We start from the raw sequence: 26,937 nt of genomic DNA on the forward strand, positions 1-26,937 counted from the left end.
ACCTCGCCCGACCGTGTCGTGGCCGGTCCCGCCTACCGGACGGGCCGCGCTGGCTACCCGGGCGCGGGGTGGGCAAACACGGCTTCATTGTTAGGAAGGGCCCCTTCCTCTACACCAGGCGTTAACAAGGTGCCCTTCCTTGCAGCTCAGCCGAGCAGGGTGCGCAGGATGCGGGCGAGCTGGTCGCGATCGGCGTCGTCCAGGTGGCCGAAGAAGCGGTCGGCCTCGGCCCGGCGGGCGGCCCGGATGGCGGCGCTGACCCGGTTGCCCTCCCCGGTGAGCGCGACCAGGGTCGCCCGCCGGTCGGCCGGGTCGGGCCGGCGTTCGACGAGCCCCCGGGTCTGGAGGTCGTCGATGACCTCGGTGGCGGAGCGGGGCGCGATGCGCAGGTGCTCGGCGATGGCGCCCGGGCGAAGCTCACCGTGCCGCGCCAGCACCCCGAGCGCCCGGGACTGGCTGGGGGTGACGTCCCATGGCGCCAACGACTCCCGCGCCTGCCGACGCAGTCGCCCGGCCACCGCCCAGAACGTCTCCGCCAGGCTCTCGTCGTCGCCGTCCGCCGTGCGCTCCGTCACGGGGAATACGGTAGCAGGGGATGCGGTTGCTACCTCATGATGAGGTAACCTCAGCAATATTCCCGACGAGAGGCAGTGCCCCTTGGAATCCACCCCCACCGGCCGCGACCGCGGCCACCGCACCGTCAGCGCCGACGAGAAGGCGCAGGCCCGCCAGGTGTCACTGCGCCGCATCGGCCGGCTCTTCACCGCCCACCGGCCCGCGCTGGCCGCCGTGACCGCGATCATCGTGGCCTCCTCGATCATCGCGATGGCCACCCCGTTCCTGCTGCGTGCCGTCATCGACCGGGCCCTGCCGCAGGGCGACGTGACCCTGCTGGTCTGGCTGGTCCTCGGCATGGTCGCGGTCGCCGCGGTGACCGCCGCCCTCGGCGTCATCCAGACCTGGATCTCCACCCGAGTCGGGCAGCAGATCATGCACCGACTGCGCACCGACGTCTTCAGCCACCTCCAGCGGCAGTCGCTGGGCTTCTTCACCCGGACCCGCACCGGCGAGGTGCAGTCCCGCATCACCAACGACATCGGCGGCATGCAGTCGGTGGTCACCTCGACCGCCACCGCCGTCGCGGCCAACCTCACCACCGTGATCGCCACCGCCGTCGCCATGGTCGCGCTCTCCTGGCAGCTCTCCCTGGTCTCCCTCGTGGTGCTGCCACCGGCGATCTGGCTGACCCGCCGGGTCGCCCGCATGCGCCGGGAGATCACCGCCCAGCGCCAGCGGGAGCTCGCCGACCTCAACGTCACCGTGGAGGAGGGGCTGTCGATCAGCGGCGTCCAACTGGCCAAGACCCTCGGCACCGGGCCCGCGCTGATCGACCGGTTCACCGCCTCGTCGGCCCGCCTGGTCGACCTGGAACTGCGCAGCGAACTGGCCGGTCGCTGGCGGATGGCCTCGATGAGCATCATCTTCGCCGCCGTACCGGCGGTCATCTACCTCGCCGCCGGCCTGCCCGGCACCGCCGGCACGCTGAGCATCGGCACCCTGGTCGCCTTCACCGCATTGCAGGGCGGCCTGTTCCGGCCGCTGATGGGCCTGCTCAACGTGGGCGTGTCGCTGACCGCCTCGCTGGCGCTGTTCGCCCGCATCTTCGAATACCTCGACCTGCCGATCGACGTGGCCGACCCGGCCGAGCCGGTCCGACTCGACCCCGCCCGGGTCCGCGGCCACCTGCGCCTGGAGGACGTCACCTTCGGCTACCCGGGTAGCGACACCGCCGCCCTCGCCGGGGTCACCCTGGACGTGCCCGCCGGCACCAGCCTCGCCCTCGTGGGCGAGACCGGCTCCGGCAAGAGCACCCTCGCCGGGCTGGTCAGCCGGCTGCACGACCCGACCGCCGGCCGGGTCACCGTCGACGGGGTCGACCTGCGTGACCTGCGCCTGGCCGACCTGGCCGCCATCGTCGGCGTGGTCAGCCAGGAGACGTACCTGCTGCACACCACCGTCCGGGAGAACCTGCGTTACGCCCGGCCGGACGCCACCGACGCCGACATCGAGGACGCCGCCCGCGCCGCCCAGATCCACGACCTGATCGCCGGCCTTCCCGACGGGTACGACACGGTGGTCGGCTCGCGCGGCCACCGGTTCTCCGGCGGTGAGAAGCAGCGGCTGGCCATCGCCCGCACGCTGCTGCGGGACCCGCGCATCCTGGTCCTCGACGAGGCCACCAGCGCGCTGGACACCGAAACCGAACGGGCCGTGCAGCGGGCGTTCGACGTGCTCGCCGAGGGGCGCACCACGATCACCATCGCGCACCGGCTCTCCACAGTGCGCGACGCCGACCAGATCGCGGTGCTGGACCACGGGCGGATCGTCGAGGCTGGCACCCACGACAGCCTGCTGCACCGCAACGGCCGCTACGCCACCCTGGCCGCCTGACTCACAACCGTCTCGAAACCGTCGCTAAAACCGTCTCGTTATTCGGCGTCCAGGTGGCGGTAGACGGTGGCCCGCGAGACGCCCAGGGCGGCGGCGATGGCGTCCACCGAGTGGGTGCCCGCCGCGTGCATCCGCCGGGCCACCTCGACCTGCTCCCGGCCCATCGCCCGCGGCCGGCCCGGTCTCCGCCGACGGTCACCCGCGTCGGTGCCAAGGGTCGCATCCGGCGAGCGCCCGGACCCTGAGGCCGCGCCCGCCGGGACCGCAGCGGCCGCCGCCGGCCCCGCCAGCAGGCGGCGTACGCCGTCGAGCATGTCGGCGCGCAGCACCTCGTCGGGCACGTCGGTGAAGAAGACGATCGGGTCGCTGCACGTGGCGACCGCCTGCACCGCCCGGACCCGCTCCCGGCGCCCGGCGTCCGGTCCGGCGATGAGGTCGTTGGCCCGCATCGCGATCCCCATCAACCGGTGGTACGTGTCGTTCCGCCCGACCAGCGCGATGTCGTGGAAGAGCATGCCGAGCGGCCGGCGGTGGGCGAGCATGGTGTCCACCCAGCCCTCCAGCACCGTCCACCGGGCCTGCTCCGTGGGCTGCGCCTGGGCCGCGTCGAGCAGCGCCTCCAGGTCGGCCAGCAGCGGCTCGACCAGCGCCGCCAGCAGGTGCTCCTTGGCCGGGAAGTGGTACAGGATCGCGGCTTTGGTCAACCGCAGCCGTTCGCCGATCTGCCGCAGCGAGGTGCGCTGGTAGCCGTGTTCGGCGAAGAGGTCGAGCGCGGCGCGCAGGATCCGGCTGCGGGTGTCGTCCGCGGGATCGGCGGTCATGCCGGCCAGCCTAACCGGCGTCCTGACCCGGTGGCTGACGTCACCGTTGATTGTGCTGACCGACGGTCAGTACAGTGGGGACGGTCGACGCATCCAATAGTTGGAGGGGCGATGCCCGTCATCTCGATCGACAACCTGGTCAAGACGTTCGGCGGCATCCGGGCACTCGACGGGCTCGACCTGCGGGTCGAGGCGGGGGAGGTGCACGGCTTCCTCGGGCCCAACGGATCCGGGAAGTCCACCACCATCCGGATCCTGCTCGGGCTGCTCCGCCGCGACTCCGGCGAGGCGCGGGTGCTCGGCGCCGACCCCTGGCGCGACGCGGTGCGCCTGCACCGCCGGTTGGCGTACGTGCCGGGCGACGTCAGCCTCTGGCCGAACCTCTCCGGCGGGGAGGCGATCGACCTGCTCGGCGAGCTGCGCGGCGGCCTCGACCGTCGTCGCCGCGACGAGCTGCTGCAACGCTTCGATCTGGACCCGACCCGCGGGTGCCGCACGTACTCCAAGGGCAACCGGCAGAAGGTCGCCATCGTCGCCGCGTTCTCCTCCGACGTGGAGCTGTACGTGCTCGACGAGCCGACCTCCGGCCTCGACCCCCTCATGGAGGCGGTGTTCCAGGACGAGGTGCGGCGGATCAAGCAGGCCGGCGCCACCGTGCTGCTCTCCAGCCACGTGCTCGCCGAGGTCGAGGCGCTCTGCGACCGGGTCAGCATCATCCGCGAGGGTCGCACCGTCGAGTCCGGCAGCCTGGCCGAGCTGCGCCACCTCACCCGCACGGCGGTGATCGTCGAGACGGCCCGCCCGGTGACCGGCCTGGACGCGCTGCCCGGCGTGCACGACGTACGCGAGGTCGACGGGCGTACCCACCTGGAGGTCGAGCCGGCGCACCTCGACCAGCTGCTCGGGCAGCTCATCCACTTCGGCGTCCGCGCCCTCACGAGCACCCCGCCCACCCTGGAGCAGCTGTTCCTGCGCCACTACGGCGACGGCCGCGCCACCGCCGACCCCGAGTCGGCGCAAGTCCAGCAGGCCGGTGTCCGGTGACCGCCCTCACCGGCACCCGCCGGCTGGCCCGGCTCGTGCTGCGCCGCGACCGGATCCGCCTCGCGATCTGGGTGCTCGGCACGCCCCTGCTCGGCTATGCCCTCGCCGGCAGCGTCGCCGGCATCTACCCCGACGAGGCGGCCCGTCAGGGCTACGCCGCCACGTCCGCGTCCAGCCTGGTCGCCCGGGCCTTCAACGGCCCCATCGCCGGCACCGACGTCGGTGCGGTGGTGGTCGCCGAGACGTACGTGACGCTGGCCCTGATCATCGCGCTGCTGAGCACCTTCGCGGTGATCCGGCACACCCGGCAGAACGAGGAGACCGGGCGCGCCGAGCTGCTCGGTGCCTCGGTGGTCGGCCGGTACGCGCCGCTCACCGCCGCGCTGCTGGTCGTGGTCGCGGCGAACGTGGCGGCCGCGGCGCTGCTCGCCGTCGCCCTCACCGGCGCAGGTCTGCCGCTGGCCGGTTCCGTCGCGGCGGCCGGCGCGGTCGGCGGCGTCGGGGTGGCCTTCACCGGCGTCGCCGCGGTCACCGCGCAGGTCTCGGTCAGCTCCCGGGGCGCCAACGCGCTCGCCGCCGCCGTCGTCGGGCTCTCCTTCGTGCTGCGCGCCGCCGGCGACGTGCTCGGCGACACCAGCGCCGACGGCACCCGGGTGGAGAGCGCCTGGCCGTCCTGGCTCTCCCCGCTCGGCTGGGGCAACCAGGTGCGGGCCTTCGGCGGGGAACGCTGGTGGGTGCTCGCCCTGCCCGTCGCGCTGCTGCTCGCCGGGGTGGCGCTGGCGTACGCCCTCGCGGAGCAGCGGGACCAGGGCGCCGGGCTGGTCGCCCCCCGGCGCAAGCCCGCGAACGGTGCGGCGTGGCTGCTCAGCCCGGCCGGGCTGGCCTGGCGGATGCAGCGCGGCACCCTGCTCGGCTGGGCGGTCGGCATCGCCGTGCTCGGCGTCTCGATGGGCGTCGCCGCCGACGAGTTCAACGCCATGATCGAGCAGAATCCGGCCGCCGCCGAGGCGATCAACGCGATGGGCGGGGGAGCCGACCTGGTCGACGCGTACCTGGCCGCGATGCTCGGGCTCTTCGCCCTGACCATCGGGGCGTACGTGGTGCAGGCCCTGCTCCGGGTACGCGGCGACGAAGCCGACGGGGTGCTGGAGGCCGCCCTCGCCACGGCGGTCAGCCGTACCCGATGGCTCGGCACCCAGGTCCTCGCCGCGGCGCTCGGCGCGCTCGCCCTGCTGCTGCTCGCCGGCCTGACCACCGGGCTCGGCTACGGCCTGGTCACCGGCGACCCGCTCGGCGAGGCCATCGCGCTGGGTGGTGCCGCGCTGCTGCGGCTGCCGGCCCTGCTCGTGGTGGCCGGGGTGGTGACCGCGCTCTTCGGCCTGCTGCCCCGCCTGTCGGTGGTGCTCTCCTGGACGGCGTTGCTGGTCTTCCTACTCCTGGGGCAGCTCGGCGCGGTGCTGGAGCTGCCGCAGGTCGCGCTCAACGTCTCGCCGTACACCCATGTGCCGTCCGTGCCCGCGGTCGACCCGGCGGTGCTGCCTCTCGTGGTGCTCGCCGCGGTGGCGGCGGCGCTGCTCGCCGTCGGCGTCGCCGCCTTCCGCCACCGCGACGTCCCGAGTTGACCTGCTCTTCGTGATCGTTGGCAGCTGAGCAACTCGACACGCCGACGCCTTCCCCGCTGAGCTGCCACCGATCGGTGCGGCTAGCAGAAATCGAGCGGCGAGGGGCGTCGTCCACAGGTTGGTGGGTGTGCACAGGGGCAGGGGTGACTGGTTGCGGGAGGTTGGCGTGGGGCTGCACGGTTCGTGGCGTGAACTCGGTGCTTCGGGAACTGGTGGAGTTGGGCGCAGGGCTGGTGACGCGTGGAGCGGCCACGCAGGTGGTGCCACAGTGGACGCTGGATCAGGCGTGCCGTAACGGTGACCTGGTGCGGGTGTTGCCCGAGGTCTTCGTGGCGGTGCACCTGGTCGATGGTCGCTCCGATGGTCCTGCCCTGAGTCGGCTCGACCCTGCCCTGGGGCAGCGTGCGGCTCTCGCCTGGGCTGACGGCCGCGGCGCACTCAGTCATCTCAGCGCGCTGGGCGCGTGGGGACTGTGCCCGCAGGCTGTCGGTGACCTGGTGCACCTGAGCACACCGGCGAGCGCCAGCCTGCGCACCCGACCCGGACTGGTCGTGCATCGGCGCCGGGATTTCGTCATCAGCCCGCCGCACGTGGTGATCCGACGCGGACTGACGGTCACCCGGCTCGAGCAGGCCCTCATCGACTCATGGCCGGCGTTGCCGCACAGCGAGCGGCGGGCACCGGTGATCCAGGCGGTCAACAATTGGTTGACCACGCCCGAGCGGTTGGCCGAGGCCCTGGATGGTGCGCCGAAGCTGGTCGATCGGGCAGCGCTGCGAAGGCTGCTGACCAGGCTCGCCGACGGCTGCCGCAGCCCGCTGGAGATCTGGGGGCACGAGCACGTCTTCACCGGCCCGGGCATGCCGGCGTTCCGCCGACAGGTGCCCATGCGCCTCGGGCGACGCACCATCTACCTCGACATGTTCGCCGAGCGGGAGCGGGTCAACATCGAACTCGACGGGGCCGCCACCCACGGCGACCCCCACCAGCGGGAGATCGACCTGCGCCGGGACGCCTTGCTGGCGACCACCGGGATCCTGGTGGTCCGCTTCGCCCACCGTCGCCTGGTGCGCGAGGTCGCCGCGGTACGCCGCGAAACCTTGGCCATCCTCGCGACCCGCATCTTCCGGGGCTGATGACTCGGGCATCCGCGCCGGCCAGCGCGTTGGACCCATAACTTGCACAAGTGGAAAGTGTTCGCCTATGCTTTCCGCCATGGAAAGTATTGGTGTGGAGGAGCAGCTCACAGCGGCCGAGCGCGGTGCCGCCGCGCCCTACGTGAACTATCCGCCCACCCCCTGGTGGTACGCGCCCTCCGTTGGCGCCTGGGCCGCCGCCATGATCGGCACGTTCGTCTGGTGGCGTGAGAATGCTGTCCTGTTCGTGGCGTCGCTCGCCGTCCTGATCGCCGTCGAGGCCCTGTTCGTCGTCTGGATGCGGCGTCGGCACGGCGCGCTCCCGATGCCGGGCAAGGGAACGCCGCCCACCGAGATCGCCGCAGTGTGGCGCGAATACGTTGCTGCCCTACCCGTGGTCACTCTCGTCGTCGGGCTCGTCTGGTGGCTGGTCGGCGTCCCGGCTGCCGCCGGGGCGGCATTCGTCCTCGTGACGGTAGGCCTGGCCGTCTACGAGCGGCGGTATGCCGCGGCTGCCGCCAGGACGCGGGCACGCCTGCGATGATCGACGGACTGGACCCGATCATCCACGTGCCCAAGCGCCTAGCGGCCATGGCCGTCCTGGCCAACGCCCCTTCGGTCTCGTTCCGGTTCCTGAAGGACCACCTGCAGATCACTGAGTCGGATCTGTCCAAGCAGATGTCAACGTTGGAGGCGGCTGGTTATGTCGCCTCGACGAAGGTCGGTCGTGGCCGTGGGGGCAGTACCACCTATCGGATAGTCGAGGCCGGGCAGAAGGCCTACGAACAGCACTGCGCGGCACTGAGAGCACTGATCGGCGACGCATAGCGTTCGTGTGCGGCACACCGGGTAGGGGCTGGCGGGGCTTGTTCCGTGCTGGCAGCCTCGGCGGCGTGGGCACCCTTCTGACGCAGCTTCCGGCGCTCCTCGGCGTACTGGTCGGCACCCTGGGCACGATCCTCGCCACCTCGTTGGCCGACCGGGCGCGGTGGCGGCGGAGCCAGAGCGTCCGCTGGGACGAGCGGCGGCTGGACGCGTACGTTGACTACGCGCACGCCATCAAGGAGAGTCACGCCATCGCGCTGCGGATGACGGCCGACCACCGGCCGGGATCGCACAGCCACCCCATCGACCGCGAGGACGGCCTGGCTCGGCTGGCCGAGGCGGACGCCCGACGCACGATCGTCTGGGAGAACCTGCTGCTGCTCGGCGACGAGCCGACGGTCGTCGCTGCCGCCGGTTGGCGGGACGCGGTCTGGCAGGTCGAACGGCTCGCGAGGGGGATCGTCGATGCGCCGCAGGACATCTCCGAGCTGCTCACCCGGGTCAACGAGGCCCGCGACGGCTACTACCGGGCGGCCCGGCAGAGTCTCGGCGTCCGGGGTGGATCGGTGGAGCAGTCAGCGGCACTGCGGAAGGCACTGCTTGGCAGCTCGGGTCGTGACGTCCGAGCCGCCTGAAACGGCTGCCAACTGGCTGCACCGTCGACGAGGCGGCGGCGTCATGGCGCCCGGCAAGGCCACCCCGAGGACGCAAGGCCGAGGGATGAGATGGGCCAGTCAGGGTCGGGAAGGGCGGCGGATCAGGGGCTGGGGCGGTTCGGCTGGGGTGGGATGAAGGGGGAGGGGATCGGGTCGGTGGGGTGTGTGGAGCGGTGGTGAAGGAGTTCGCTGATCCAGCGTGCGGCCTCCTTCTGCGCGGTGAGCATGTGGTCGCGGGCGTCGGCGAAGTCCTGGTCGCCGGTTACGTTGGCGTGTTGGGCCAGGATCTCCGCCCAGCGCCGGCTCAGCTCCTCGGCGTATCGGGCCCGCCGAAGCTGCTCGTCGAACTGGTACTCGAGTTTGACCAGCCGGTCGATGTGCGGCTGGAGCGCCGGCATGATCCGCTCGTCGAGCCGGACGGATGCGTCGGGTTGGCAGGTGATGACGATGTCGCCCCGCTGGTAGCGCCAGACAGGGTCGTCGGCGAGCGCCCGCTGCAATGCCAGTTCGAGGTCTCCTGCCCGGTTCGGCGCCAGGTCCCGGGCAGCGTCGGCGGCGAGCCGGGTCAGCCGCTGGATCGCGTTCGGCTGGAAGTACCGCACGTACCAGCTCAGCACCTCGGCCCGCAGGCTCTTCGGCGACGACCAGGCGAAGGTGGCGCGGACGTAGAAGGAGTACACGTACCCGCGGGCTGGAACCGCGATCAGCCGCGGCACGTGGCGCTGCTCGACGAGCGGGCCGGATGGCGCCGTTGCTGCGCCGGGCCCCACGGGCGCCTCGTCCTGGAGCGCGGCGACCAGTCGGTCCCAGGTCCGCGTCCACCAGCGCCAACCGGTGACGCTCGCGTCCCGGGTGACGATCAGCCCGCGGGTACCCCATTGTCGCCACCGATCCGCGGGCTTCGGCGTCCCGTCGGGGGCGTCCGTCATGCCACCCCTCCATCGTCACGGATCTCCATCTCACGCTAACAACCCGTGACCGATATGTCCGCCGCCACGCCGCCACGAGCCCGCACCGCTGCGCCAGCGAAAAGACGGATTGCCCGGGGGTTCACCGAACATTGTGGAGCAGTTTGCGCGCCGAGGACTGTTGCCGGGGGACTGTCAACGATGAGACTGGTTCCGATCCGACAGTGATGCGGATCGATGGATCGGATGGTCTGGAGGCAGCCTGTGTCCACCCTCGTGTCCCCGCTGGCCACGCTCGGCGCGATCCGCCGGCGTACCACCACCCTCGCCCTGCTCCTCGCCATGGTCGCGGCCGCTCTGGTCGGCCCGTCCGTGGTGGCCCCCCAACTGACCGACTCCGCCTCGGCGGCGGTCTACAGCTCCTGCACCATCAGCCGCTGCGCGGATGCCCGTACCGCCCGTTCGGGATGGTCCGCCAAGGGCTTCCCGACCATCCGCGCCTGGTATTCCTGGAGTGGCGGCAAATCCAACTTCGCCGGCGGCCGGTTCTACAACTACGAGGGTCAACTGCCCACCAACGCCACCTATTACGAGTACGACGTGTACCCGCGGACCCAGGGCGCCGCCCGGGACGCGTACCGGATCGTGGTGAACCGCAGCACTGGGGTCACCTGGTTCTCGCCCAACCACTACACCGACTTCTACCGGCTCTGACCGACCCGGGGCCGGCTGGTCACCGCGGCCGGTCCCGCCGTCAGCTCAGGCCAGATCAGGAGGTACGGGAGATGGTCGACCAGGACGGTGGTCGGACGCCCGATTGGCTGACCGTGTGCCGGGGCGGCGCCCCGGAGGTACCCGGCGCGTCGGTGCTGGCCGGTGGGGCGAGCCGGACCCGGCCCGCGTTCTTCGCCGCGTTGACCGACGCGCTGGCCCTGCCGGCCCACCTGGGCAGCACCTGGGACGCCCTCGCCGATGTGCTCCGGGACCGGCTGGACGCCGGCCCGCTCACCCTGTTGATCAACGACGCCGGCCAGCTGCTCGCCGACGAGCCGGCCGGCCAGTACGCCCTGCTGCTCGCCGTTCTCGGCGACGTCGCCACCACCGCACCGCATCCGCTACGCGTCGTCCTGCACGAAGCCTCGCTCTCCTGACCACCACCTCACGGAGGGCGGCCGGGTCGGGGTGCGTATGGCCCAACGAGCGTTATGACTCAGAGGTATAAGAATGACTCTGAGTCATAACGCTTCTCGGCAACACCGCGGCCCGGTCACGCCGCCCCGCTGTGCGGCTGCGTACATCCCGACAGTCGGGGTCGCTCCGGGGCGCGACGGTGGCGGTGACGGTCGGGTGACGCGCCCTTCGCGATCCTCGTGCCGAGCCGGGCACTGTGCACCGGCGCGGGCAGCGGGGAGGCCGGTGCGGTGGACTTCGTCGACGGGGTGCTGGTGCGGTTGGCCGATCCGGGCACCCGCGCCGCGGTCTTCGACGACGCGTCGCTGGCCCACCTGGTGGAGGCCGCGTACGACACCGAGGCGATGCCGGTCGGGCCTCCGTACGCGGCGGTCTTCGACGAGCTGACCCTCGGTTTCGCCGCCGCCCCGGTCACCCTGGCCGAGGGGGAGTGGCTGGGCTCCGGCGGCACCACCCGGACCGAGCTGCGGGTAAGCCTGCACGGTCTCGGTGGCTCGGCGCTGCGCATCGACGCGCTCTGGCGGGGCAGCCTCGTGGTGCGGACCAGCGCCGCCCGGGACCGGGTCGAGGACCTCGACGTCGCGGTTCCCGCCTTCGACGTCGACCCGCAGATCATCGCCGACCTTGGCGCGCTGCCGGCCGACCCGGCGCAGCTGGAGACCGAGCGCCGGACCCGGCTGGTGACCCGGCTGCGGGCCGGGCTGCACCAGCCCGCCGCGTTCACCGACGTGCACCTGGACCGGCTGCTCGCCGGCGTGGGCGCCGCCAACGCCGGTGACCTGGTGGCGCGGATGCGCGGTCAGGCCGCCGGCGCCACGGTCAAGCTGCGCTACGCGGCCCCGCCGGCCGCCCCACCGACCCCGCGCCCGCTGCCGTTCGCCGCCGCCGTACTGGTCCGCGACCGGGGCTTCTCCCTGGCCGACCTGCTCGTCGAGACCCGCCTGGTGCGGGCGCGCGCCGAGGAGTTGGGGCTGGACGTGCCCGCCCCGGACGCCGTCCGGCGGCGGCACCGGGTCGTCGCCGTCTGGGTGGTTCCCATCGAGACGTTCGACGACGACGGCTGGCCCGGCGGCGACAGCGGCACCGACGCGCAGCGGCGGGCCGCCCGGTTCGCGCGGGCCGGCCAGTGGCTCGCCCGCAGTGGCATCGGACTGGCCGCCGTGAACACCTGAGACTCCCGGCCGCAGGACGCCGCAGCGGCCGGGAGCCGCCTACCGACCGCAGCAGCAACTCCGTCCGGGAGGACCCGTGGCACCGACAGCAGCATTCCCGTTCATCGAGGTCCGGATCGTGCCGCCACCGGCGCCGCTGGCCCAGCGCTCGCCGGGCGTCATCGCCGTGGTGGGCAAGACGCCCGGGCGGCGCTGGCCCGCGCCGGGATCAGCACGCTCGGCAAGCTGGCCGAAGCGCCGACCGAGCAGGTCCTCGCCATCATGAAGGAGGCCCAGGTGCGCGCCGACGTCGGAGACGCCGCGGAGTGGACCGGCTACGCCCAGACGCTGAGCAAGCTGCGCTGAACGGCCGGTACCGACTCCGGCGAACGGTTGCTCCACGCCGCTCGCCGGGTCGGTGTGACGACACAGCGCTGGCGCGTCGACCGTCCACACCCGAGCGTGGAACTGCCACGGTACGATCGGGTGCGAAAGGGCGCAGGCATGGTTGTTCACGAGGTAACACACGACCTCCGCGCCGGCGCACCCGAGGCCGACGCGGGGCCGCCTCCCCGGTACGCGTTGCGCCTGCTCGGCGGGTTCGGGTTGGAACGCGAGGGTCGGCCGGTGGCGGTGCCGCAGGGCGCCCGTCGGCTGCTGGCCTACCTAGGGGTACGCCAGCGGTGCGCCCGCGCGGAGGCCGCCGGCACGCTCTGGCCCGGCTCGCACGAGGAGCGGGCCCGGGCCAACCTGCGCACCATGCTGTGGCGACTGCACCGGGTCACCCCCGAGCCGCTGCTGGAGGAGGACGACCGGCTGTCCCTGGCCGCCGGGGTGACCAGCGACGTGGCCGCCCTGGGTGCGGCGGCGGCCGCGCTGCTGGCCGGCGGGTCGCCGGTGAGCGCCGGCGACGGAGTGCCGGCGTTGGCGACCGGCGAGCTGCTGCCGGGTTGGTACGACGACTGGGTCCTGACCGAGCGGGAACGGCTGCGCCAGACGCAGCTGCACGCGCTGGAGGCGCTCGCCGAGCGGCTCACCGCGCAGGGCCGGTTCAGCGAGGCCGTGCAGGTGGCGTTGACCGCCGTGCAGTTGGAGCCGCTGCGGGAGAGCGCCACCCGGACGCTGATCGCCGTACACCTGGCCGAGCGGAACATCAACGAGGCGGTACGCCGATTCGAGCTGTTCCGTGCGGACCTGGGCCGGGAGCTCGGCGTCGCCCCGACACCCTGGCTGGCGCACCTGGTGCGGAGCGGTCTGCACTCGGATGAGGGCGCATCAGTGGAGCCAGCCGGGCGGGTCGCACGGTAGTCGATCACCCGGACCACGCGGTCCGCAGACGGACGAGGCGGGGACTCGCGGCAGACCGATATACCTCACGGGTATATCTATGACTCAGAGGTATATCGCCATCGGGCGCACCCCGCCCCGGATTCGACGCTGATCCGCCGGCCGCGAGGTGGTGCACCGCGAGCCCCGACCGGGCCGATGAAGGCGATGCCGGCCGGTCAGTTCGGGTGGACGGGCTGGTCCAGGATCGCGCTGAACCGCTCCTCGGCCAGGTCGAGCTGACTGAAGATGTGTCGCTTCACCGCTTGTGAGAGCGGCGTGTCGGGCCGGCCGATCAGGTCGCGGAAGAGCGGCACCAGTGGCCGGTACTTGATCGCCGAGGAGACGACCTTCGGCCCGACGGTGTGGATCACGCCCACCCCGTTGTCGGTGAAGTCCGACACCTTGATCACCCGCGCCCAGGGCTCCCGGTCCAGGCTGACCCTCAGGTGCTCGCGGTACTGCGTGTTGCGGTCGCGCTGCGGGTCGTACACCGGGTTGGTGACGGCGGCGACCAGCGTCGCCACCCGCGGCCCGAACCGGGTGGCCAGCGTGGCCAGCGCTCCCGCGCGCGGGTCGCCGCCCCCGTCGGCCAACTCGGCCGGGTGGTCCTCGACGGCGTCGTGCAGCAACCCGGCGACGATCACGTCGACGTCGCGCACCTGGTAGTGGTGCATCAACCGGATGGCCACCCGCAGCAGGTGGTTGAGGTACGGCTCGCGAACCCGCCGGTCGTCGCGGTGCAGGTCGGCGGCCAGGTCGAGCGCGGCGGTCAGCCGGGCCCGGGCGGCGTCGTCGAACTGGTGGATCTCCAACCGGAAGCGTTCCAGCAGGCCCGGTTCGCCGTGGATCTCGGTGATCGCGTGCATCGGCATGCTGCCCAGGTGCGGCGGGAAGTCCATGCGTCACTTATAGCCGATCTTCACCAGGTTGATGGTCCCGTGCGTCGCCGACCCGACCGCACCGGACCGGGCCGACGCCGTGCGGGCGTCGACCCGGTCGTGGGGGCGGTCGGGGTCAGCCGGTGATCCGTCCGGTGCCGGCGCCGGCGGTCACCGTCGCCTTGACGCCGCTCGCGGCGTCCATCGTGTACGGGTAGGGAATGACGGCCACCGAGCCGGCCGTCTGCGGGGTGCCCGAGTTGACGAACTGGTTGTTGCGGGCCACCAGGTTGCCGGTGGGGGAGGAGCCCTCGCCGACGTGCGTGGGGTCGGTCATGTTCTCGAAGTAGTTCCCCTCGACCAGCACGCCGGCGCCGTTCGTGGTGGCGATGCCGTAGCTGTAGGACGGGTTGGCCGTGTTCACGTAGTAGTTGTTGTACACGTGCACCGGGTTGCCGAAGCGCACCCGCGGGTTGCGCTGGAAGCAGTTGCTGAACGCGTTGTGGTGGTAGGTCACCTTCAGCCGGCCGGTGTCCTCGCCGGAGTTGCTGTCGCTGTGCCCGACGAGCGAGCACTTGACGTGGTCGTGCAGCCTGTTCCAGGAGACGGTCACGTAGTTCGAGCCGTGCGTGATGTCCAGCAGACCGTCGTAGTAGTCGGTGCCGCTGGTGGTGTCGCTGGACAGGTCGTTGTGGTCGATCCAGACGTTGGTGGCGTTGTCCATGTGGATGGCGTCACCGTTGCCGACCCCGGCCCGCACCCTGGAGATGTTCAGGTTGCGGACGATGACGTTGCTGACGTCGCGCAGGTTGAGCCCGCAGCCGGACCATCCGGAGCTGGCACCCACTCCGATGATCGTCTTGTTCGAGCCGCTGCGGATCTCCGTCGAGCAGCTGAAGGTGCCGTTCACCCGAACGGTCGCCGGCGCGTCGCCCTGCACCGCGCTGGCCAGCGCCGTCGCGCTGGTGACGGTCACCGTGCCGCCGCCGGCACCACCGGTGGTGCCGCCGTTCTGGGTGGCCCATCCGGCCAGTCCGGTCTGCGGCGGGGTGGTGGGCGGCGGGTCGGTCGGTGGCGGGTCGGTGGGCGGTGGCGTGGTGGTGGGCGGGGTGGTCGGTCCGCCGCCGGCGCCGTCCACCGCGACGTCGTCGAAGACCGCGCTGGCGTACGCGGTGACCAGCGCGATCCGGCCGGCCGCGTACGCGGTGTCCGTGCCGGCGCCGACCTGCGCGCCGTTGACGAAGCCGCGCACGGTGCTGCCGGCGGTCTCCAGGCGCAGCGTGTACCAGGTGCCGGTGGTGACGGTGAGCGCGGTCGAGCCGAGCACGGTGATGGAGCTTCCGTTGACCACCTGGAGTTCGGCCCGGTTGGCGTTGGTCAGCGCGAGCCGGTACATCTTCGTGGCGCTGCCGGAGCGGGCGGCCAGCGCGACCAGCCGGTTGGCGCCGCTGAACGACAGGGGCTTGACCCGCGCCTGGACCTGGTAGTCGGTCCAGCTCGTCTGCCCGGCGAACGCCCGGGCCAGTTCGCTGCCGGTGTTGGCCTGTCGGTAGGCCGGCGTGCCGTCGGTGACCACCGACCAGTCGCCGCCGGACTTGGACCAGCCGTCGGCGTTGCCGTCGTCGAAGGTGTCGCCGAACAGGGTGGCCGCCCGGGCGCCGGTGGTCACGCCGGCGGCGAGCGCGACGGCCGTGAGGCCGGCGCCGGCCGCGGCCAGCGCCGCTCGGGGTAGGTGCGGGATGCGCACGGGATCTCCTCGGGGTGGGGTGGGGTGGGGTGGCGGCCGGTCGGTCAGACCGGCAGCCGGTCCGCGCCGGCGAGCGGGCCGACCAGGAGCGGGACGAGCGGCGCCGGCAGGACCGGGCCGCGGCGCAGGGTGGGCGTCCAGCCGGCGTCGGCGCCCAGGTCGGGGTCGTGGCCCGCGTTGTACGCCGCCAGCAGGTCGACCGGCCGGGCCGGGCCGCCGCCCTGGCGGACCCAGGTGCCCCGCTCGGTGAGCGCGGTGCCGCCCCAGTCGTACAGCAGGTCGCCCGGGTCGACCGCCGCGTCCAGGGTGAAGAAGTTGTCCTGGGCGTACAGCGCGGACTGCACGCCGACGCCGAGCGCGTACTGGAAGTCGTCCCCGCCGAGCCGGTAGTGGTTGTTGTAGACGTCGACCTGGCCGAAGCGCACCCGCGGCAGCCGTTGCAGGACGCCGTCGAACAGGTTGTGGTGCAGGGTGACCTTCAGCCGACCCACGTCCGGGCCGACCGTGTTGGACGACCCGATCAGCATCAGCTTGTCGCGCCCGATGAAGCGGTTCCAGGAGGCGGTGACCAGGCTGGCCGTGTGCGTGACGTCCAGCGAACCGTCGTGCACCTGGTACGGCCGTCCGAAGTGGGTAGGCTGGGCGCTGTCCGGGTTGTCGCCGTCGGTGAAGGTGTTGTGGTCGACCCAGACGTGCTCGCTGCGGCGTACCGAGATCTGGTCGTACTGGCTGTTCCAGTTGCCGGCCTCGCCGTCGGTCGGTGACCAGGCGGGGAAGCAGTCCCGGGCGTCCACGAAGGTCAGGTTGCGGACGATGACGTTCGACGCCCGGTCGATCATGAGGGTGAGCCCGGTCAACCGGGCGCCGCGCAGCCCGACGATCGTGGTGTTGGAGCCGACGTTGAGCTGGGTCTGCCGGGTCTGGCTGGCCACCGAGCGCACCCGGGCCTCCTCCAGTGGCCCGGCCGGCGGCACCCGGCCCCACACCGCCGGGTCGTACGCGGCCAGGTAGGCGTCCAGCCGGTACTCCGGGTCGGCCAGGTCCGCGCAGCTCAGGGGCGTGCCGTCGGGCCCCTCGAAGCCGTCGACAGCGCCGTCCACGTAGATGAGTTTCGGGGTGGCGTCGGTGGCGTTGCTGGCGTTGTCGCCACCGAGCGCGGCGACCAGCTCGGCCCGGCTGCGGACCACCCGGGTCCGCTCGGGGGTCGCCGCCGAGCCGCCGGTGGTCCCGGTGCCCTCGGCCGCCCAGCCGTCGCGTTCGGGCAGCACCTGCCGGCCCAGGTGGTGGGCCGCCCGGGACAGCCGGTCGGCGGCGCCTGAGGGGTCGGGGCGGGGGGCGGCGCCGGCCGGAGCGGCACCGAGCAGGAGGGCGGTCACCGTAGCGGCGGTGAGGACTCTGCGCATCGATTCTTCCCGTTCGCTGGTGGTGGTTCGGCAGTCACCAGGAACGGTAGGTTCATAGATTTATGAGAGTCAATATGTGATGTGTGCAGGAATGTTGCAGTTGTCGGGCTCGACCGGCATTGCCCCGACCGTCGCGGGTCGGGTATCCGGGGATCCGTCCGATGCGGCCCGAACGAGTCCGGGCGGTGTTTGCACTCCGGTTGCCGTCGCCTCCTATCCCGCCAGCTCCGCGCGGTACGCCGGCACCGCCCACGGCACCGCCAGCTCACCCGGCAGCAACCCCCGCTCGGCCGCCCGGCGCAGCACGTCGACCACGTCCCGCAGGTGGCGTACCCGCTCCCCGCCGTCGCCCACCACGGAGACGAGTTCGCCGTCGAGCAGTCGGGGCTCCGGCGCGGCCCGCAGCGCGTCCAGCAGCGCGGTGAACGGGGCGGTACGGGTCAGCGGCGCGATCAGCGGCACCCCCACCGGGTCGGCCCGGTGGGCGAGCAGGTTCTCCAGCAGCCCCCGCCGTCCGGGGACCCGGCGGGTCACCACGTCCCCGGGCAGGCGCAACCGGTCCGTCGGATACTCCAGCACCGCCCGGCCCGCCGTGCCGGTGACCACCACCTCGCCCGCCACGAACTCCTCCGCCGCCAGGGTGACCGCGGCCAGCACCGGCGGCCCGGCGCGGAACCGGACCCGCAGCACCGCGGTGTCCTCCACCTCGATCGGTCGTACCCGATAGCGCTCCACCTCGATCGCGACCGGCCACGGCGGCGCACCGCCGAGCGCCTCGGCGACCGCCAGGCACTGCATCACCGCGTGCGCGAGTGGATTGGCCAGGGCGCCGTCCAGCACCGGACGGCCGTCCACGCTCCGGCGACCGGCCCACGGGGAGCGGGCGTAGTAGCCGTCCGGCCGCTGCCACGCGGCGACGGTGGCGATGCCGGTGACCGTGCCCAGCCGGCCGGCGGCCAGCGCGTCGGTCAGCGCCGTGAGCGCCGCCGAGCCGAGGGCCTGGAAACCGACCTGGGCCACCCGACCGGCCGCCGCCAGCGCCGTGGTCAGCTCCTCGTGCTCGGTCAGCGACAGCACCGGCGGCTTCTCCAGCAGCAGGTCCGCGCCGGCGGCCAGGGCGTCCCGGGCGATCGGCAGGTGGGTGTGTGGCGGGGTGCAGATCACCACCACCTCCGGGCGCGTCGCGGCGAGCATCGCGCGGTGGTCGATGAACACGTCCACCCCGGGCGGCACCGGCGCGTCCGGGTCTACCTCCACCGGCCGGACGTCGACCAGGGCGACCAGCCGCAGCCGACCGGCGGCGTGCAGCGGCGCGATGACCCGCCGGTGCCACCGGCCGTGCCCGTTCGCCCCGATCACCGCTACCCGGGTCGGCGCTGCCGCCCCGTTCACGGGGCACCTGCCAGTGCCGGGCCGTTCACCGGGCGCCTGCCAGCGCCGGCCCGTTCACCGGGCACCTGCCAGCGTCGCCTCGACGCCGTGCCGCGACAGTGCGGTCAGCCAGCCGGTCACCTCGGCCCGTACCTCGTCGTCCTCGGCCACCTCGGCCGGGACGACCTCGCGCAGCGCGAAGACCGCGTCCACCGCGCCGGCCGCGCTCTGCGCGCCGGCGGCCAGCGCGGCCCGGATCGGCTCGGCCAGAGGATCCTGGAACGGCAGCGGCCGGCCGTCGTCGGCGTGGCCCAGCGCGAAACGTAACCAGGCGGCCACCACCAGCGCGGCCCAGCGTGCGGACCGCCCGGCCGCGCGCAGGTCGGCGATGGTGTGCAGGACCCGCTGCGGCAGCTTCTGCGAGCCCTCCATCGCCACCTGGAGGGTGCGGTGCCGGATCGCCGGGTTGCCGAACCGGGCCAGGACCTGCTCGCCGTAGTCGACCACCCGCACCCCGTCCGGTGGGGTGAAGCTGGCCGCCACCTCCTCGGCGATCAGCCGGCGCAGCACGTCGGTCAGGTGCGGGATCTCCAGCGCGTCGGCGATCGTCTCCCGGCCGGCCAGCGCCCCCAGGTACGCGACGGCCGAGTGCACGCCGTTGAGGGTGCGCAGCTTCAACCGCTCCCACGGGCCGGCGTCGCCGGTCAGCACCGCCCCGGCGTGCTCCCAACCCGGCCGCCCGCCCGGGAAGTCGTCCTCGATCACCCACTGCGCGTACGGCTCGGCAGCCACCGCCGCCAGGTCGGTCACGCCGAGCGCCCGGCGGGCCGCGTCGATCGTCTCCGGAGTGCTGGCGGGCACGATCCGGTCCACCATGGTGCCCGGGCAGGTGACGTTGCCGGCCACCCAGTCGACCAGCCCGGCGGGCACCCCGACGGCCCGGCCGACCGCCTGGTCGACGAGGCCACGCAGCCGCCGCCCGTTGGCCGGCAGGTTGTCGCAGCTGACCAGCGCCACCGGCCCGGCGTCCGCGGCGGCCCGGGCGGCCAGCCCGCGCAGCAGCAGCCCCGGCACGGTGCTCGGCGGGCGGCCGCCGGCCAGGTCCGCGGCGAGCGCCGAGTCGGGGCACAGGTGGCCGGTCACCGGGTCGAGTTGGTACGCCTTCTCGGTGACGGTCAGCGTCACCACCCGCACCGCCGGGTCGGCCAAGAGCGCCACTACGGCGTCCGGGTCGCTGGCCGCGTGTCGTACCCCGCTCAGCGCGCCAATCACGCGGGTGGCGCTGCCGCCGGCGGACAGGGCACTGACGCTGAACAGGTTGTCCTGCGCGGCGAGCGCCTCGACCAGGGCGGTGCTGCGTGGGGCGACCGCCAGGATGCCCCAGTCGCCACCGGCCGCGCCGATCGCGGCCTCGGTGTAGACCGCCTGGTGCGCCCGGTGGAACGCACCGAGACCGAGGTGTACGACACCGGTCGGCACGGTGCCCGGACGCACCAGCGGTCGGGCCGCGGCGGGCAGCCGGCGCAGCACTCCCAGGCCGAGCCGGGAGGCGCCGTCGGTCACCGCCACGCCGGGCCGTCCGGGAAGCGGAACTCGGCGATCGACGCCGGCTTCATGGTGGCGCTGTAGCCGGGCCGCTCGGGCAGCAGGTAGCGGCCGCCACGGGTGCGTACCGGGTCGACGAAGTGCTCGTGCAGATGGTCGACGTACTCGATCATCCGCCCGTCCAGGCCGGTGCCCACCCGCAGGTAGTCGAAGATCGCCAGGTGCTGGACGTACTCGCAGAGGCCGACGCCGCCGGCGTGCGGGCAGACCGGCACCCCGAACTTCGCCGCCAGCAGCAGCTCGGCCAGGACCTCGTTGACCCCGCCGACCCGGCACGCGTCGATCTGCATCACGCCGATCGCCTCGGCCTGGAGCAGCTGCTTGAAGATCACCCGGTTGGCCGCCACCTCACCGGTGGCCACCCGGCACCGGCCGTTGGTCAGCTCGTCGACCGCGCGGGCGATCCGGGCATGGCCGAGGATGTCGTCGGCGTGCGTCGGCTCCTCGATCCAGTACGGGTCCACCTCGGCCAGCACGGTCATCGCGGTGATCGCCTCGTCGACGTCCCAGACCTGATTGGCGTCCATCATCAACAGCGCGTCCGGGCCGATCTCAGTCCGGATGATCCGTGCCCGGCGCAGGTCGTCGGCGAGCGGGCCGCCGACCTTCATCTTCATCGCCCGCCAGCCGTCGTCGTACGCCTGCCGGGTCAGCGCCCGCACCTTGTCGTCGGGGTAGCCCAGCCAGCCGACGGAGGTGGTGTACGAAGGGAAACCGATCTGCTTGAGTTCCGCGAGCCGGCCATCCCCTCCGGTTGATCCCTTGTCGAGGATGGCTGCGGCGTCGTCCGGGGTGAGCGCGTCGGTGATGTGCCGGAAGTCGACGCTGGCGACGAGGTCGTCGGTGGGCAGCTCGGCGAGGAACCGCCACATCGGCTTGCCGGCCAGGGTGGCCCGCAGGTCCCAGACAGCGTTGACCAGCGCCCCGGTCGCCATGTGGATGACGCCCTTCTCGGGGCCCAGCCAGCGCAGTTGCACGTCGGCGCTGAGCGAACGCCAGAACGCCACCGGCTCGGCGGCGATCTCTTCGATCGTGCGCCCCAGGACGTGATGGGCGAGCGCGCGGACCGCCGCGCAGGTGATCTCGTTGCCCCGGCCGTTGGTGAAGGTGAAGCCGGCGCCGGTCGGCCCGGCGTCGGTGCCCAGCTCCACGTACGTCGCCGAGTAGTCGCCCCGGTTGACGGCGTCGGAGCCGTCACCCCGCGCGGCGGTCGGGAACCGTACGTCGTGCACCTCGACGGAGGTGATCCGCACCGTCACTGGTCAGCCTCCCCGAAGTTGAAGACCCGCTTGGGCAGCCGGTACGCCAGGTCGACGATGGTCTCGGCCGCCTCGTCCATCCGAAGCCGGTGCTCGGCGACCAGTCGGGCCAGGAAGCCGGCGTCCACCCGGCGGGCCACGTCGTGGCGGACCGGGATGGAGCAGAACGCCCGGGTGTCGTCGACGAACCCGGTGGTGTTGTAGAACCCGGCGGTCTCGGTGACCGTCTCCCGGAACCGGCGCAGCACCTCGGGGGAGTCCAGGAACCACCAGGGCGCGCCGAGCAGCAGCGCCGCGTATCCGCCCGCGAGGGGCGCCAGCTCGCGGGTGAAGGTGTCCTCGTCGAGGGTGTAGAGCACCACCCGCAGCCGGGGGTCGTTGCCGTAGCGGTCCAGCAGTGGGGCGAGCGCGTGCACGTACTCGGTGGCCTGCGGGACGTCCCCGCCGACGTCGCGGCCGTGCCGGGCGTGCAGCCAGCGGTTGTGGTTGCGCATCGCTCCGGGGTGCAGCTGCATGACCAGGCCGTCGTCGAGTGACATCCGGGCGAACTCCATCAGCATGTGCGCTCGGAATGCTTCGGCGTCGGCAGCGTCGGCCTCGCCTCGCCGGCCCCGGTCGTACAGACGCTCGGCCTCCTGCGGGGCCAGGTCCAGGGTGCGGGCGGTGGGGTGGCCGTGGTCCGACGAGGTAGCGCCGGCGGCGATGAACGCGGCCCGGCGCGCCCGCAGCGCCGCCAGGTAGCCGGCGTACGTGCCGGTGTCCTCCCCGGCCAGCTCGCCCAGCCGGTCCACGTTGGTCGACCAGCCGTCGAACTCCATGTCCACCACGTCGTCCGGGCGGAAGGTGGTGACCACCCGCCCGCCCGGCCCGCCCCAGCCGTCGGCGGCGAGCTTGGCGTGCTGCCCGAGGTCGTCCAGCGGAGACTCGGTGGTGGCCAGCACCTCGATGCCGAACCGCTCGAACAGCGCTCGGGGTCGGAAGTCCGGTTCGGCGAGGCGGGCGGCCAGCTCGTCGTAGAGGGTGTCGGCGGTGGCCGGGCCGAGCGGGGTGTGCACCCCGAACACGGTGCGGAAGGTCTGCTCCAGCCAGAGCCGAGACGGGGTGCCCCGGAACAGGTGCCAGTGCGCGGCGAAGCGCCGCCAGATTTTCCGGCCGTCGGTCTCCACCGGGCTGCCGTCGCGGGTGGGCACGCCCAGGTCCGCCGGGGGTACGCCCTGGCTGAGCAGCATCCGGGTCAGGTAGTGGTCGGGCACGATGAGCAGCTGCGCCGGGTCGGGGAACGGCTGGTCCTCGGCGAGCAGGGCCGGGTCGACGTGCCCGTGCGGCGAGATGATGGGTTGCTCCGCGGCGAGGGCGTACAGCTCCCGGGCAAGCGCGCGCTGGCCGGGTTCGGGCGGCAGGAGCAGGTCGGTGTTGTCGAACGTGGGCACGGGGATGGGCTCCTCGTCGGTGGGTCAGCGGGGGGTGAGCAGGTCGGCGACCCGGACCGGTTGACCGGTCTCGAAGGACAGGTTGGCGGCCAGGCCGGTGAGCAGGGCCAGGGCGCCGTCGTCGGCGGTCGCGGCGCGGTCCAGTGGGTCGGCTTGACCCCCGAAGAGCACGCCGGTCATCCGGGCGTCCGCGCCGCCGTGTCCGTGCCGGGTGCGCCCCTCGACGGGGATCTGTCGGGGCGGCTCCCAGAACGGGCGCAGGGTGAGCGTCGCGCCGCCGCCCTCGGCCGGCGCCTCGGCACCGTGCAGCGCGGCGCCCTTGACCGCGCCGGCGGTGCCCCGGTCGACGAAGTCGTTCTCGGTGACCTCCAGCTCCAGCCGGCCCCGGCTGCCGTTGACCATCACCCGATAGCCCTCCCAGGGGGCGTACGCGGTGAGGTGGTAGGTCATCGTGGCGCCGGTGGAGTAGCGGGCGAGCACCGCCATGTCGTCCTCGATGCTCACCCCGGGGGCGAACACGTTGCGGTCGCGCTGGTAGCCGTCGTCGGCCTCCGCGTCGAGGTAGAGCTCACGCAGTCGAGGGTGCCCGTCCAGCCGCAGCGCGAAGGGGTCGTCGACGGCGGCGGGGGAGCCGTGCGCCCGGTCGTAGTCGCGGGCGTAGCCGTGCCGGCGGCCGTCCTCGCCGTAGAAGAAGAGCCGCCCGGCCGCGTACACCTCGACGGGGGTGGCGTCCAGCCACCAGTTGACCAGGTCGAAGTGGTGGCTGGCCTTGTGCACCATCAGCCCGCCGGAGACGGCCTTTTCCCGGTGCCAGCGGCGGAAGTAGTCCGCGCCGTGCCGCACGTCGAGCAGCCACTCGAAGTGCACCGAGCCGATCTCGCCGACAGCGCCGTCGGCGAGCAGTCGGCGTACCTGCTCGTGCAGCGGGTTGTAGCGGTAGTTGAAGGCGACCGTCACCCGACCGCCGGTCTCCGCCACGGCGTCCAGGATCCGCCGGCAGCGGGGCGCGTCCACGGTCATCGGCTTCTCGGTGATGACCTGCCGGCCGGCGCGCAGCGCGGCCACCACGTACTCGTCGTGGGTGACGTCGACGCTGGTGACCAGGACGACGTCGACGCGCTCCTTGTCCAGTATGGCCGCGAAGTCGCCGGCCGGGTACGTGGGCACCGGGCGGTGGCCCAGCTCGGTGAGCCAGCGGTTGTGCGCGTCCATCCGGGCCTGGTTGACGTCGGCGAAGGCGACCAGCTCGGTGGTGTCGGCGTGGTCGAGCACCAGGGCCCGGACGAACATCTCCGCCCGCGCGCCGGTGCCCACGACGGCGTACCGGACCCGGCCGTCCGCTCTCGGTGACATGCGGTCGCCTCCCCGGTGATCCTGCAAAGGTTTGCAGTGAAGTAATCACGGTCGATCCGACGGCGTCAACGACGACGACGTAATCGGCGGTTAATGTCCGTATTTGCGAGGCATTAGGTCACCAGGGGGAGTGCGGACGCAACAAAGCCGTAACCATTCACCGTTGACACTGGAGCAACCGTTTGCATTAATTGGCCACACCCACGTGACCGCCACCACATCGGACGAAGGGGCCGCCGTGCCTGTCACCATCCGGGACGTCGCCCGGGCGTCCGGTGTGCACATCTCCACCGTGTCCCGCACCTTCTCCGCTCCGCACCTGGTCAACCCGGAGACCCGGGTCCGGGTGCTGGCCTGCGCGGAGGATCTGGGCTACCGGCCGAACCGGGCCGCACGAGCCCTGATCACCGGGCGGACGCACAACATCGGGCTGATCATCGCGGACATCGCGAACCCGTTCTTCCCGCCGCTGATCAAGGCGGCGGAGAGCCAGGCCCGGCACCGCGACTACCACGTCTTTGTGGCCGACACCAACGAGGACCCGACCGCGGAAGAGGAGCTGGTCCACGCGCTGGCCAAGCAGGTGGACGGGGTGCTGCTGTGCAGTCCTCGGATGAGCAACAGCCTGATCGAGCAGCTCAGCCGTGAGGTGCCGCTGGTGGTGGTGAATCGCCAGGTGACCGGCCTGCCCTGCGTGCTGATGGACGTCGGGCAGGGCGCCCGGGCGGCGATCGAGCACCTGGTCGGCCTGGGGCACCGCAGCATCGCGTTGCTCGGTGGCCCGCGCAGCTCGTGGACCAACCGGGAGATGCGCCGAGCCGCCGGCGCGGCCGCCCGGGCGGGTGGCGCCGAGCTGACCCTGCTCGGCCCGAACGCGCCGACCGAGACCGGTGGGTCCGCGGTCGCCGAGCAGGTGCGGCGCAGCGGCGTGTCCGCGGTGCTCGCCTACAACGACCTGATGGCGATCGGCCTCATCGAGGGGCTGGACGCGCTCGGGGTCCGGGTGCCGCAGGAGGTGAGCGTCGTCGGGGTCGACGACATCGCCCTGAGCCGGCTCACCCGCCCCAAACTGACGACGGTGGCCACACCCACCGGGGCCGCCGGCCGGACGGCCGTCGACATGCTGCTGCAACAGGACACCGAGTCACCGCGCGGTGCGCGAGGGCTGGGTGCCGGCACAGCGCTCGGCGTCCGTCGTACCACCGCACAGGTAATGCTCCAGACCGACCTGGTCATCCGCGACTCGACCGGCCCGGGCCCGCACGCCCGACCGGCACGTCCCCTGGCCGCGCCGCGTGGCCCGGACCCGCATTGCCCTGCGGGCCCGGGCATCCCGACCGCGGCCACCGGTGACGCCGTCGCCTCCTAATGCCGAGGAGTGAGCGCACATGCACCCCGCAACGCCCCCCACCACTGACGCGTCCGTCGGGCGCAGTCACCGTACCGCGCTGCCTCGGCGGCGCCTGCTGCGTGGCCTGCTCGCCGTGACGGTCGCCGCACCGCTGATGTTCGGCGCCGCCGCCTGCGGCGGAGACGACGACCCCGCCGCCGATCCGAACGCTCCGGTCAAGCTCTCCATCTTCTGGTGGGGCGGCGACGCCCGGGCCAAGCTGACCGAGGACGCGCTGGCTCTCTACACCAAGAAGCACCCGAACGTGACCTTCGAGAAGACCTGGCAGGCCAACCAGGGCTACTTCGACAAGCTGGCCACGCTCACCGCCGGCGGCAACCCGCCGGACCTTTTCCAGATCGACGACAACTACCTGGCCGAGTACGCGGCCCGCAACACCACACTCGACCTGACGTCCTACCAGGAGTCCGGCAAGCTGGACACCTCCAAGTTCCCCAAGAGCCTCTGGCAGTACGGCGTGGTCGACGGCAAGCTAGCCGGGCTGGCCGCCGGGGAGAACACCCAGGGTCTGGTCTACAACAAGACGCTGTTGACCAAGAACAGCCTGCCCGAGCCGACCACCGGGATGTCGTGGGAACAGCACATCGCCTGGGCCGAGGAGGTTGCGAAGAAGACCGGCGTACCCGGCACCCAGGACCCGAGCGCGGACTACAAGGCGCTCTGGGTCTGGCTGCGCCAGCAGGGCAAGGATCTCTACAAGGGCTCCGAACTGGGCTTCACCGCCGAGGATGTGACCAAGTGGTTCGACCTCTGGAAGGGCGCCCGGGACCGCAAAGCCACCCCGACCGCCGACGTCATCCACGAGGGCAACTCCAGTGACGTCACCAAGCAGCTGGTGGTCACGGGCAAGTCGGCGACCTCCTGGGTCTGGGCCAACCAGATGCCGGACCTGAAGAAGAACACCAAGGACGAGTTGGGCGTGATCGCCTACCCCGGTGACCCGAGCGCGCAGTGGGCCCGGGCCTCGATGTACTGGTCGGTGTTCAAGGGCAGCAAGAACAAGGATGTCGCGGTCGACGTGATCAACTTCCTGAACAACGACCAGGAGGCGGTATCGCTGCTCGGCACCGACCGCGGCCTGCCGTCCAACCTGGACCTGCGTCGGGTGGTCAGTGACGACACCACCGACCCGGCCATGAAGCAGTCCATCGCGGTCGAGGCGGAGCTGACCCAGAAGTTCGGCGAGTCGCCGCAGGTGCCGATCAAGGGGCACAGCAAGGTCAAGTCCGAGCTGATCAAGGCCGCCGAGAACGCGCAGTACGGCCGGGCAACCCCCGCCGAGGCCGCCGCCCAGTTCGTGCAGGCGGCCAAGTCCGCCATCGCCTGACCGACCCGCAAGGCGAGGA

The 26,937-nt window shown here is 72.5% G+C and carries 24 protein-coding genes; 13 read left to right on the forward strand and 11 right to left on the reverse strand.

What is annotated here, in order from left to right; genetic code table 11:
* Positions 1 to 146: 146 nt before the first annotated feature.
* Positions 147 to 575, reverse strand: coding sequence for a MarR family winged helix-turn-helix transcriptional regulator (locus ACFYPS_RS01990; RefSeq protein WP_354962329.1), 429 nt, complete (start codon positions 573 to 575; stop codon positions 147 to 149).
* Between the two features lie 82 nt (positions 576 to 657).
* On the opposite strand from ACFYPS_RS01990, the gene ACFYPS_RS01995 reads away from it, so the two are divergent.
* Positions 658 to 2,451 carry an ABC transporter ATP-binding protein gene (locus ACFYPS_RS01995; RefSeq protein ID WP_354962328.1) on the forward strand — a complete coding sequence of 598 codons (1,794 nt, stop codon included), beginning with the start codon at positions 658 to 660 and terminating at the stop codon, positions 2,449 to 2,451.
* 38 nt (positions 2,452 to 2,489) lie between these two features.
* On the opposite strand, the gene ACFYPS_RS02000 is transcribed toward ACFYPS_RS01995, so the two are convergent.
* A complete protein-coding gene (locus ACFYPS_RS02000; protein WP_354962327.1) occupies positions 2,490 to 3,272 on the reverse strand; it encodes a TetR family transcriptional regulator in 783 nt (260 codons plus the stop codon).
* A 111-nt stretch (positions 3,273 to 3,383) separates the two neighbouring features.
* Between ACFYPS_RS02000 and ACFYPS_RS02005 the strand changes: the two genes are divergently transcribed.
* From ACFYPS_RS02005 to ACFYPS_RS02030, 6 genes are all read left to right on the forward strand, one after another.
* Positions 3,384 to 4,316, forward strand: a complete 933-nt coding sequence (locus ACFYPS_RS02005) for an ABC transporter ATP-binding protein (RefSeq protein WP_354962326.1) — start codon at positions 3,384 to 3,386, stop codon at positions 4,314 to 4,316.
* Positions 4,313 to 5,938, forward strand: coding sequence for an anibiotic ABC transporter (locus tag ACFYPS_RS02010; RefSeq protein ID WP_354962325.1), 1,626 nt, complete (start codon positions 4,313 to 4,315; stop codon positions 5,936 to 5,938). The genes ACFYPS_RS02005 and ACFYPS_RS02010 overlap by 4 nt, the downstream gene beginning before the upstream one ends.
* Before the next feature lie 188 nt (positions 5,939 to 6,126).
* A complete protein-coding gene (locus tag ACFYPS_RS02015; protein WP_354962324.1) occupies positions 6,127 to 7,074 on the forward strand; it encodes a DUF559 domain-containing protein in 948 nt (315 codons plus the stop codon).
* Between the two features lie 94 nt (positions 7,075 to 7,168).
* Positions 7,169 to 7,618 (forward strand): hypothetical protein, encoded by a 450-nt coding sequence (locus ACFYPS_RS02020; RefSeq protein WP_387322299.1) that lies wholly within the window; start codon positions 7,169 to 7,171, stop codon positions 7,616 to 7,618.
* Positions 7,615 to 7,902: a transcriptional regulator gene (locus tag ACFYPS_RS02025; protein ID WP_354962322.1), complete on the forward strand. Its 288-nt coding sequence runs from the start codon at positions 7,615 to 7,617 to the stop codon at positions 7,900 to 7,902. Before ACFYPS_RS02020 ends, ACFYPS_RS02025 begins: the two co-directional genes overlap by 4 nt.
* A 65-nt stretch (positions 7,903 to 7,967) precedes the next feature.
* On the forward strand, positions 7,968 to 8,534 hold the full coding sequence (locus tag ACFYPS_RS02030; RefSeq protein WP_354962321.1) for a hypothetical protein: 567 nt from the start codon (positions 7,968 to 7,970) through the stop codon (positions 8,532 to 8,534).
* Between the two features lie 122 nt (positions 8,535 to 8,656).
* On the opposite strand, the gene ACFYPS_RS02035 is transcribed toward ACFYPS_RS02030, so the two are convergent.
* Positions 8,657 to 9,484, reverse strand: coding sequence for a hypothetical protein (locus ACFYPS_RS02035; protein WP_354962320.1), 828 nt, complete (start codon positions 9,482 to 9,484; stop codon positions 8,657 to 8,659).
* Positions 9,485 to 9,727: 243 nt separating this feature from the next.
* Between ACFYPS_RS02035 and ACFYPS_RS02040 the strand changes: the two genes are divergently transcribed.
* From ACFYPS_RS02040 to ACFYPS_RS02055, 4 genes are all read left to right on the forward strand, one after another.
* The gene (locus ACFYPS_RS02040; protein ID WP_354962319.1) at positions 9,728 to 10,177 is read left to right on the forward strand and encodes a ribonuclease domain-containing protein; all 450 of its coding nucleotides are present in this window, start codon (positions 9,728 to 9,730) and stop codon (positions 10,175 to 10,177) included.
* A 71-nt stretch (positions 10,178 to 10,248) separates the two neighbouring features.
* Positions 10,249 to 10,614, forward strand: coding sequence for a barstar family protein (locus ACFYPS_RS02045; protein ID WP_354962318.1), 366 nt, complete (start codon positions 10,249 to 10,251; stop codon positions 10,612 to 10,614).
* A gap of 219 nt (positions 10,615 to 10,833) precedes the next feature.
* A complete protein-coding gene (locus ACFYPS_RS02050; protein WP_354962316.1) occupies positions 10,834 to 11,826 on the forward strand; it encodes a hypothetical protein in 993 nt (330 codons plus the stop codon).
* 483 nt (positions 11,827 to 12,309) lie between these two features.
* Entirely contained in the window at positions 12,310 to 13,113 is an 804-nt protein-coding gene (locus ACFYPS_RS02055) for a BTAD domain-containing putative transcriptional regulator (RefSeq protein ID WP_354962315.1), read from the forward strand.
* A gap of 197 nt (positions 13,114 to 13,310) precedes the next feature.
* On the opposite strand, the gene ACFYPS_RS02060 is transcribed toward ACFYPS_RS02055, so the two are convergent.
* The 8 genes from ACFYPS_RS02060 to ACFYPS_RS02095 form a co-directional block, all read right to left on the reverse strand.
* Positions 13,311 to 14,033 (reverse strand): HD domain-containing protein, encoded by a 723-nt coding sequence (locus ACFYPS_RS02060; RefSeq protein WP_354962314.1) that lies wholly within the window; start codon positions 14,031 to 14,033, stop codon positions 13,311 to 13,313.
* Positions 14,034 to 14,148: 115 nt separating this feature from the next.
* Positions 14,149 to 15,759, reverse strand: a complete 1,611-nt coding sequence (locus ACFYPS_RS02065) for a polysaccharide lyase family 1 protein (RefSeq protein WP_387322302.1) — start codon at positions 15,757 to 15,759, stop codon at positions 14,149 to 14,151.
* A gap of 44 nt (positions 15,760 to 15,803) precedes the next feature.
* The gene (locus tag ACFYPS_RS02070; RefSeq protein ID WP_387322304.1) at positions 15,804 to 17,162 is read right to left on the reverse strand and encodes a polysaccharide lyase family 1 protein; all 1,359 of its coding nucleotides are present in this window, start codon (positions 17,160 to 17,162) and stop codon (positions 15,804 to 15,806) included.
* A 213-nt stretch (positions 17,163 to 17,375) separates the two neighbouring features.
* Complete coding sequence (locus tag ACFYPS_RS02075) at positions 17,376 to 18,554, reverse strand: Gfo/Idh/MocA family oxidoreductase (protein WP_354962311.1); 1,179 nt, start codon at positions 18,552 to 18,554, stop codon at positions 17,376 to 17,378.
* 54 nt (positions 18,555 to 18,608) lie between these two features.
* Positions 18,609 to 20,102 carry a mannitol dehydrogenase family protein gene (locus ACFYPS_RS02080; RefSeq protein WP_354962310.1) on the reverse strand — a complete coding sequence of 498 codons (1,494 nt, stop codon included), beginning with the start codon at positions 20,100 to 20,102 and terminating at the stop codon, positions 18,609 to 18,611.
* Entirely contained in the window at positions 20,093 to 21,397 is a 1,305-nt protein-coding gene (locus ACFYPS_RS02085) for an enolase C-terminal domain-like protein (protein ID WP_354962309.1), read from the reverse strand. Before ACFYPS_RS02085 ends, ACFYPS_RS02080 begins: the two co-directional genes overlap by 10 nt.
* A complete protein-coding gene (gene uxaC, locus ACFYPS_RS02090; protein ID WP_354962308.1) occupies positions 21,394 to 22,827 on the reverse strand; it encodes a glucuronate isomerase in 1,434 nt (477 codons plus the stop codon). Before uxaC ends, ACFYPS_RS02085 begins: the two co-directional genes overlap by 4 nt.
* Positions 22,828 to 22,851: 24 nt before the next feature.
* Complete coding sequence (locus tag ACFYPS_RS02095) at positions 22,852 to 24,180, reverse strand: Gfo/Idh/MocA family oxidoreductase (RefSeq protein WP_354962307.1); 1,329 nt, start codon at positions 24,178 to 24,180, stop codon at positions 22,852 to 22,854.
* 238 nt (positions 24,181 to 24,418) lie between these two features.
* Between ACFYPS_RS02095 and ACFYPS_RS02100 the strand changes: the two genes are divergently transcribed.
* The gene (locus ACFYPS_RS02100; RefSeq protein WP_354962306.1) at positions 24,419 to 25,549 is read left to right on the forward strand and encodes a LacI family DNA-binding transcriptional regulator; all 1,131 of its coding nucleotides are present in this window, start codon (positions 24,419 to 24,421) and stop codon (positions 25,547 to 25,549) included.
* Between the two features lie 19 nt (positions 25,550 to 25,568).
* Positions 25,569 to 26,918 (forward strand): extracellular solute-binding protein, encoded by a 1,350-nt coding sequence (locus tag ACFYPS_RS02105; RefSeq protein ID WP_354962305.1) that lies wholly within the window; start codon positions 25,569 to 25,571, stop codon positions 26,916 to 26,918.
* The last annotated feature ends 19 nt before the right edge of the window (positions 26,919 to 26,937 follow it).

Source organism: Micromonospora sp. NPDC005087, from assembly GCF_042872965.1.
Lineage (GTDB): Bacteria > Actinomycetota > Actinomycetes > Mycobacteriales > Micromonosporaceae > Micromonospora.

Excerpts from the sequence above, each read along its gene's own strand:
- ACFYPS_RS02045 (WP_354962318.1), top strand. The coding sequence starts at position 10,249 with ATGGTCGACCAGGACGGTGGTCGGACGCCCGATTGGCTGACCGTGTGC.
- ACFYPS_RS02025 (WP_354962322.1), top strand. The coding sequence starts at position 7,615 with ATGATCGACGGACTGGACCCGATCATCCACGTGCCCAAGCGCCTAGCG.
- ACFYPS_RS02105 (WP_354962305.1), top strand. The coding sequence starts at position 25,569 with ATGCACCCCGCAACGCCCCCCACCACTGACGCGTCCGTCGGGCGCAGT.
- ACFYPS_RS02060 (WP_354962314.1), bottom strand. The coding sequence starts at position 14,033 with ATGGACTTCCCGCCGCACCTGGGCAGCATGCCGATGCACGCGATCACC.
- ACFYPS_RS02000 (WP_354962327.1), bottom strand. The coding sequence starts at position 3,272 with ATGACCGCCGATCCCGCGGACGACACCCGCAGCCGGATCCTGCGCGCC.
- ACFYPS_RS02035 (WP_354962320.1), bottom strand. The coding sequence starts at position 9,484 with ATGACGGACGCCCCCGACGGGACGCCGAAGCCCGCGGATCGGTGGCGA.
- ACFYPS_RS02005 (WP_354962326.1), top strand. The coding sequence starts at position 3,384 with ATGCCCGTCATCTCGATCGACAACCTGGTCAAGACGTTCGGCGGCATC.
- ACFYPS_RS02055 (WP_354962315.1), top strand. The coding sequence starts at position 12,310 with ATGGTTGTTCACGAGGTAACACACGACCTCCGCGCCGGCGCACCCGAG.
- ACFYPS_RS02095 (WP_354962307.1), bottom strand. The coding sequence starts at position 24,180 with ATGTCACCGAGAGCGGACGGCCGGGTCCGGTACGCCGTCGTGGGCACC.
- ACFYPS_RS02070 (WP_387322304.1), bottom strand. The coding sequence starts at position 17,162 with ATGCGCAGAGTCCTCACCGCCGCTACGGTGACCGCCCTCCTGCTCGGT.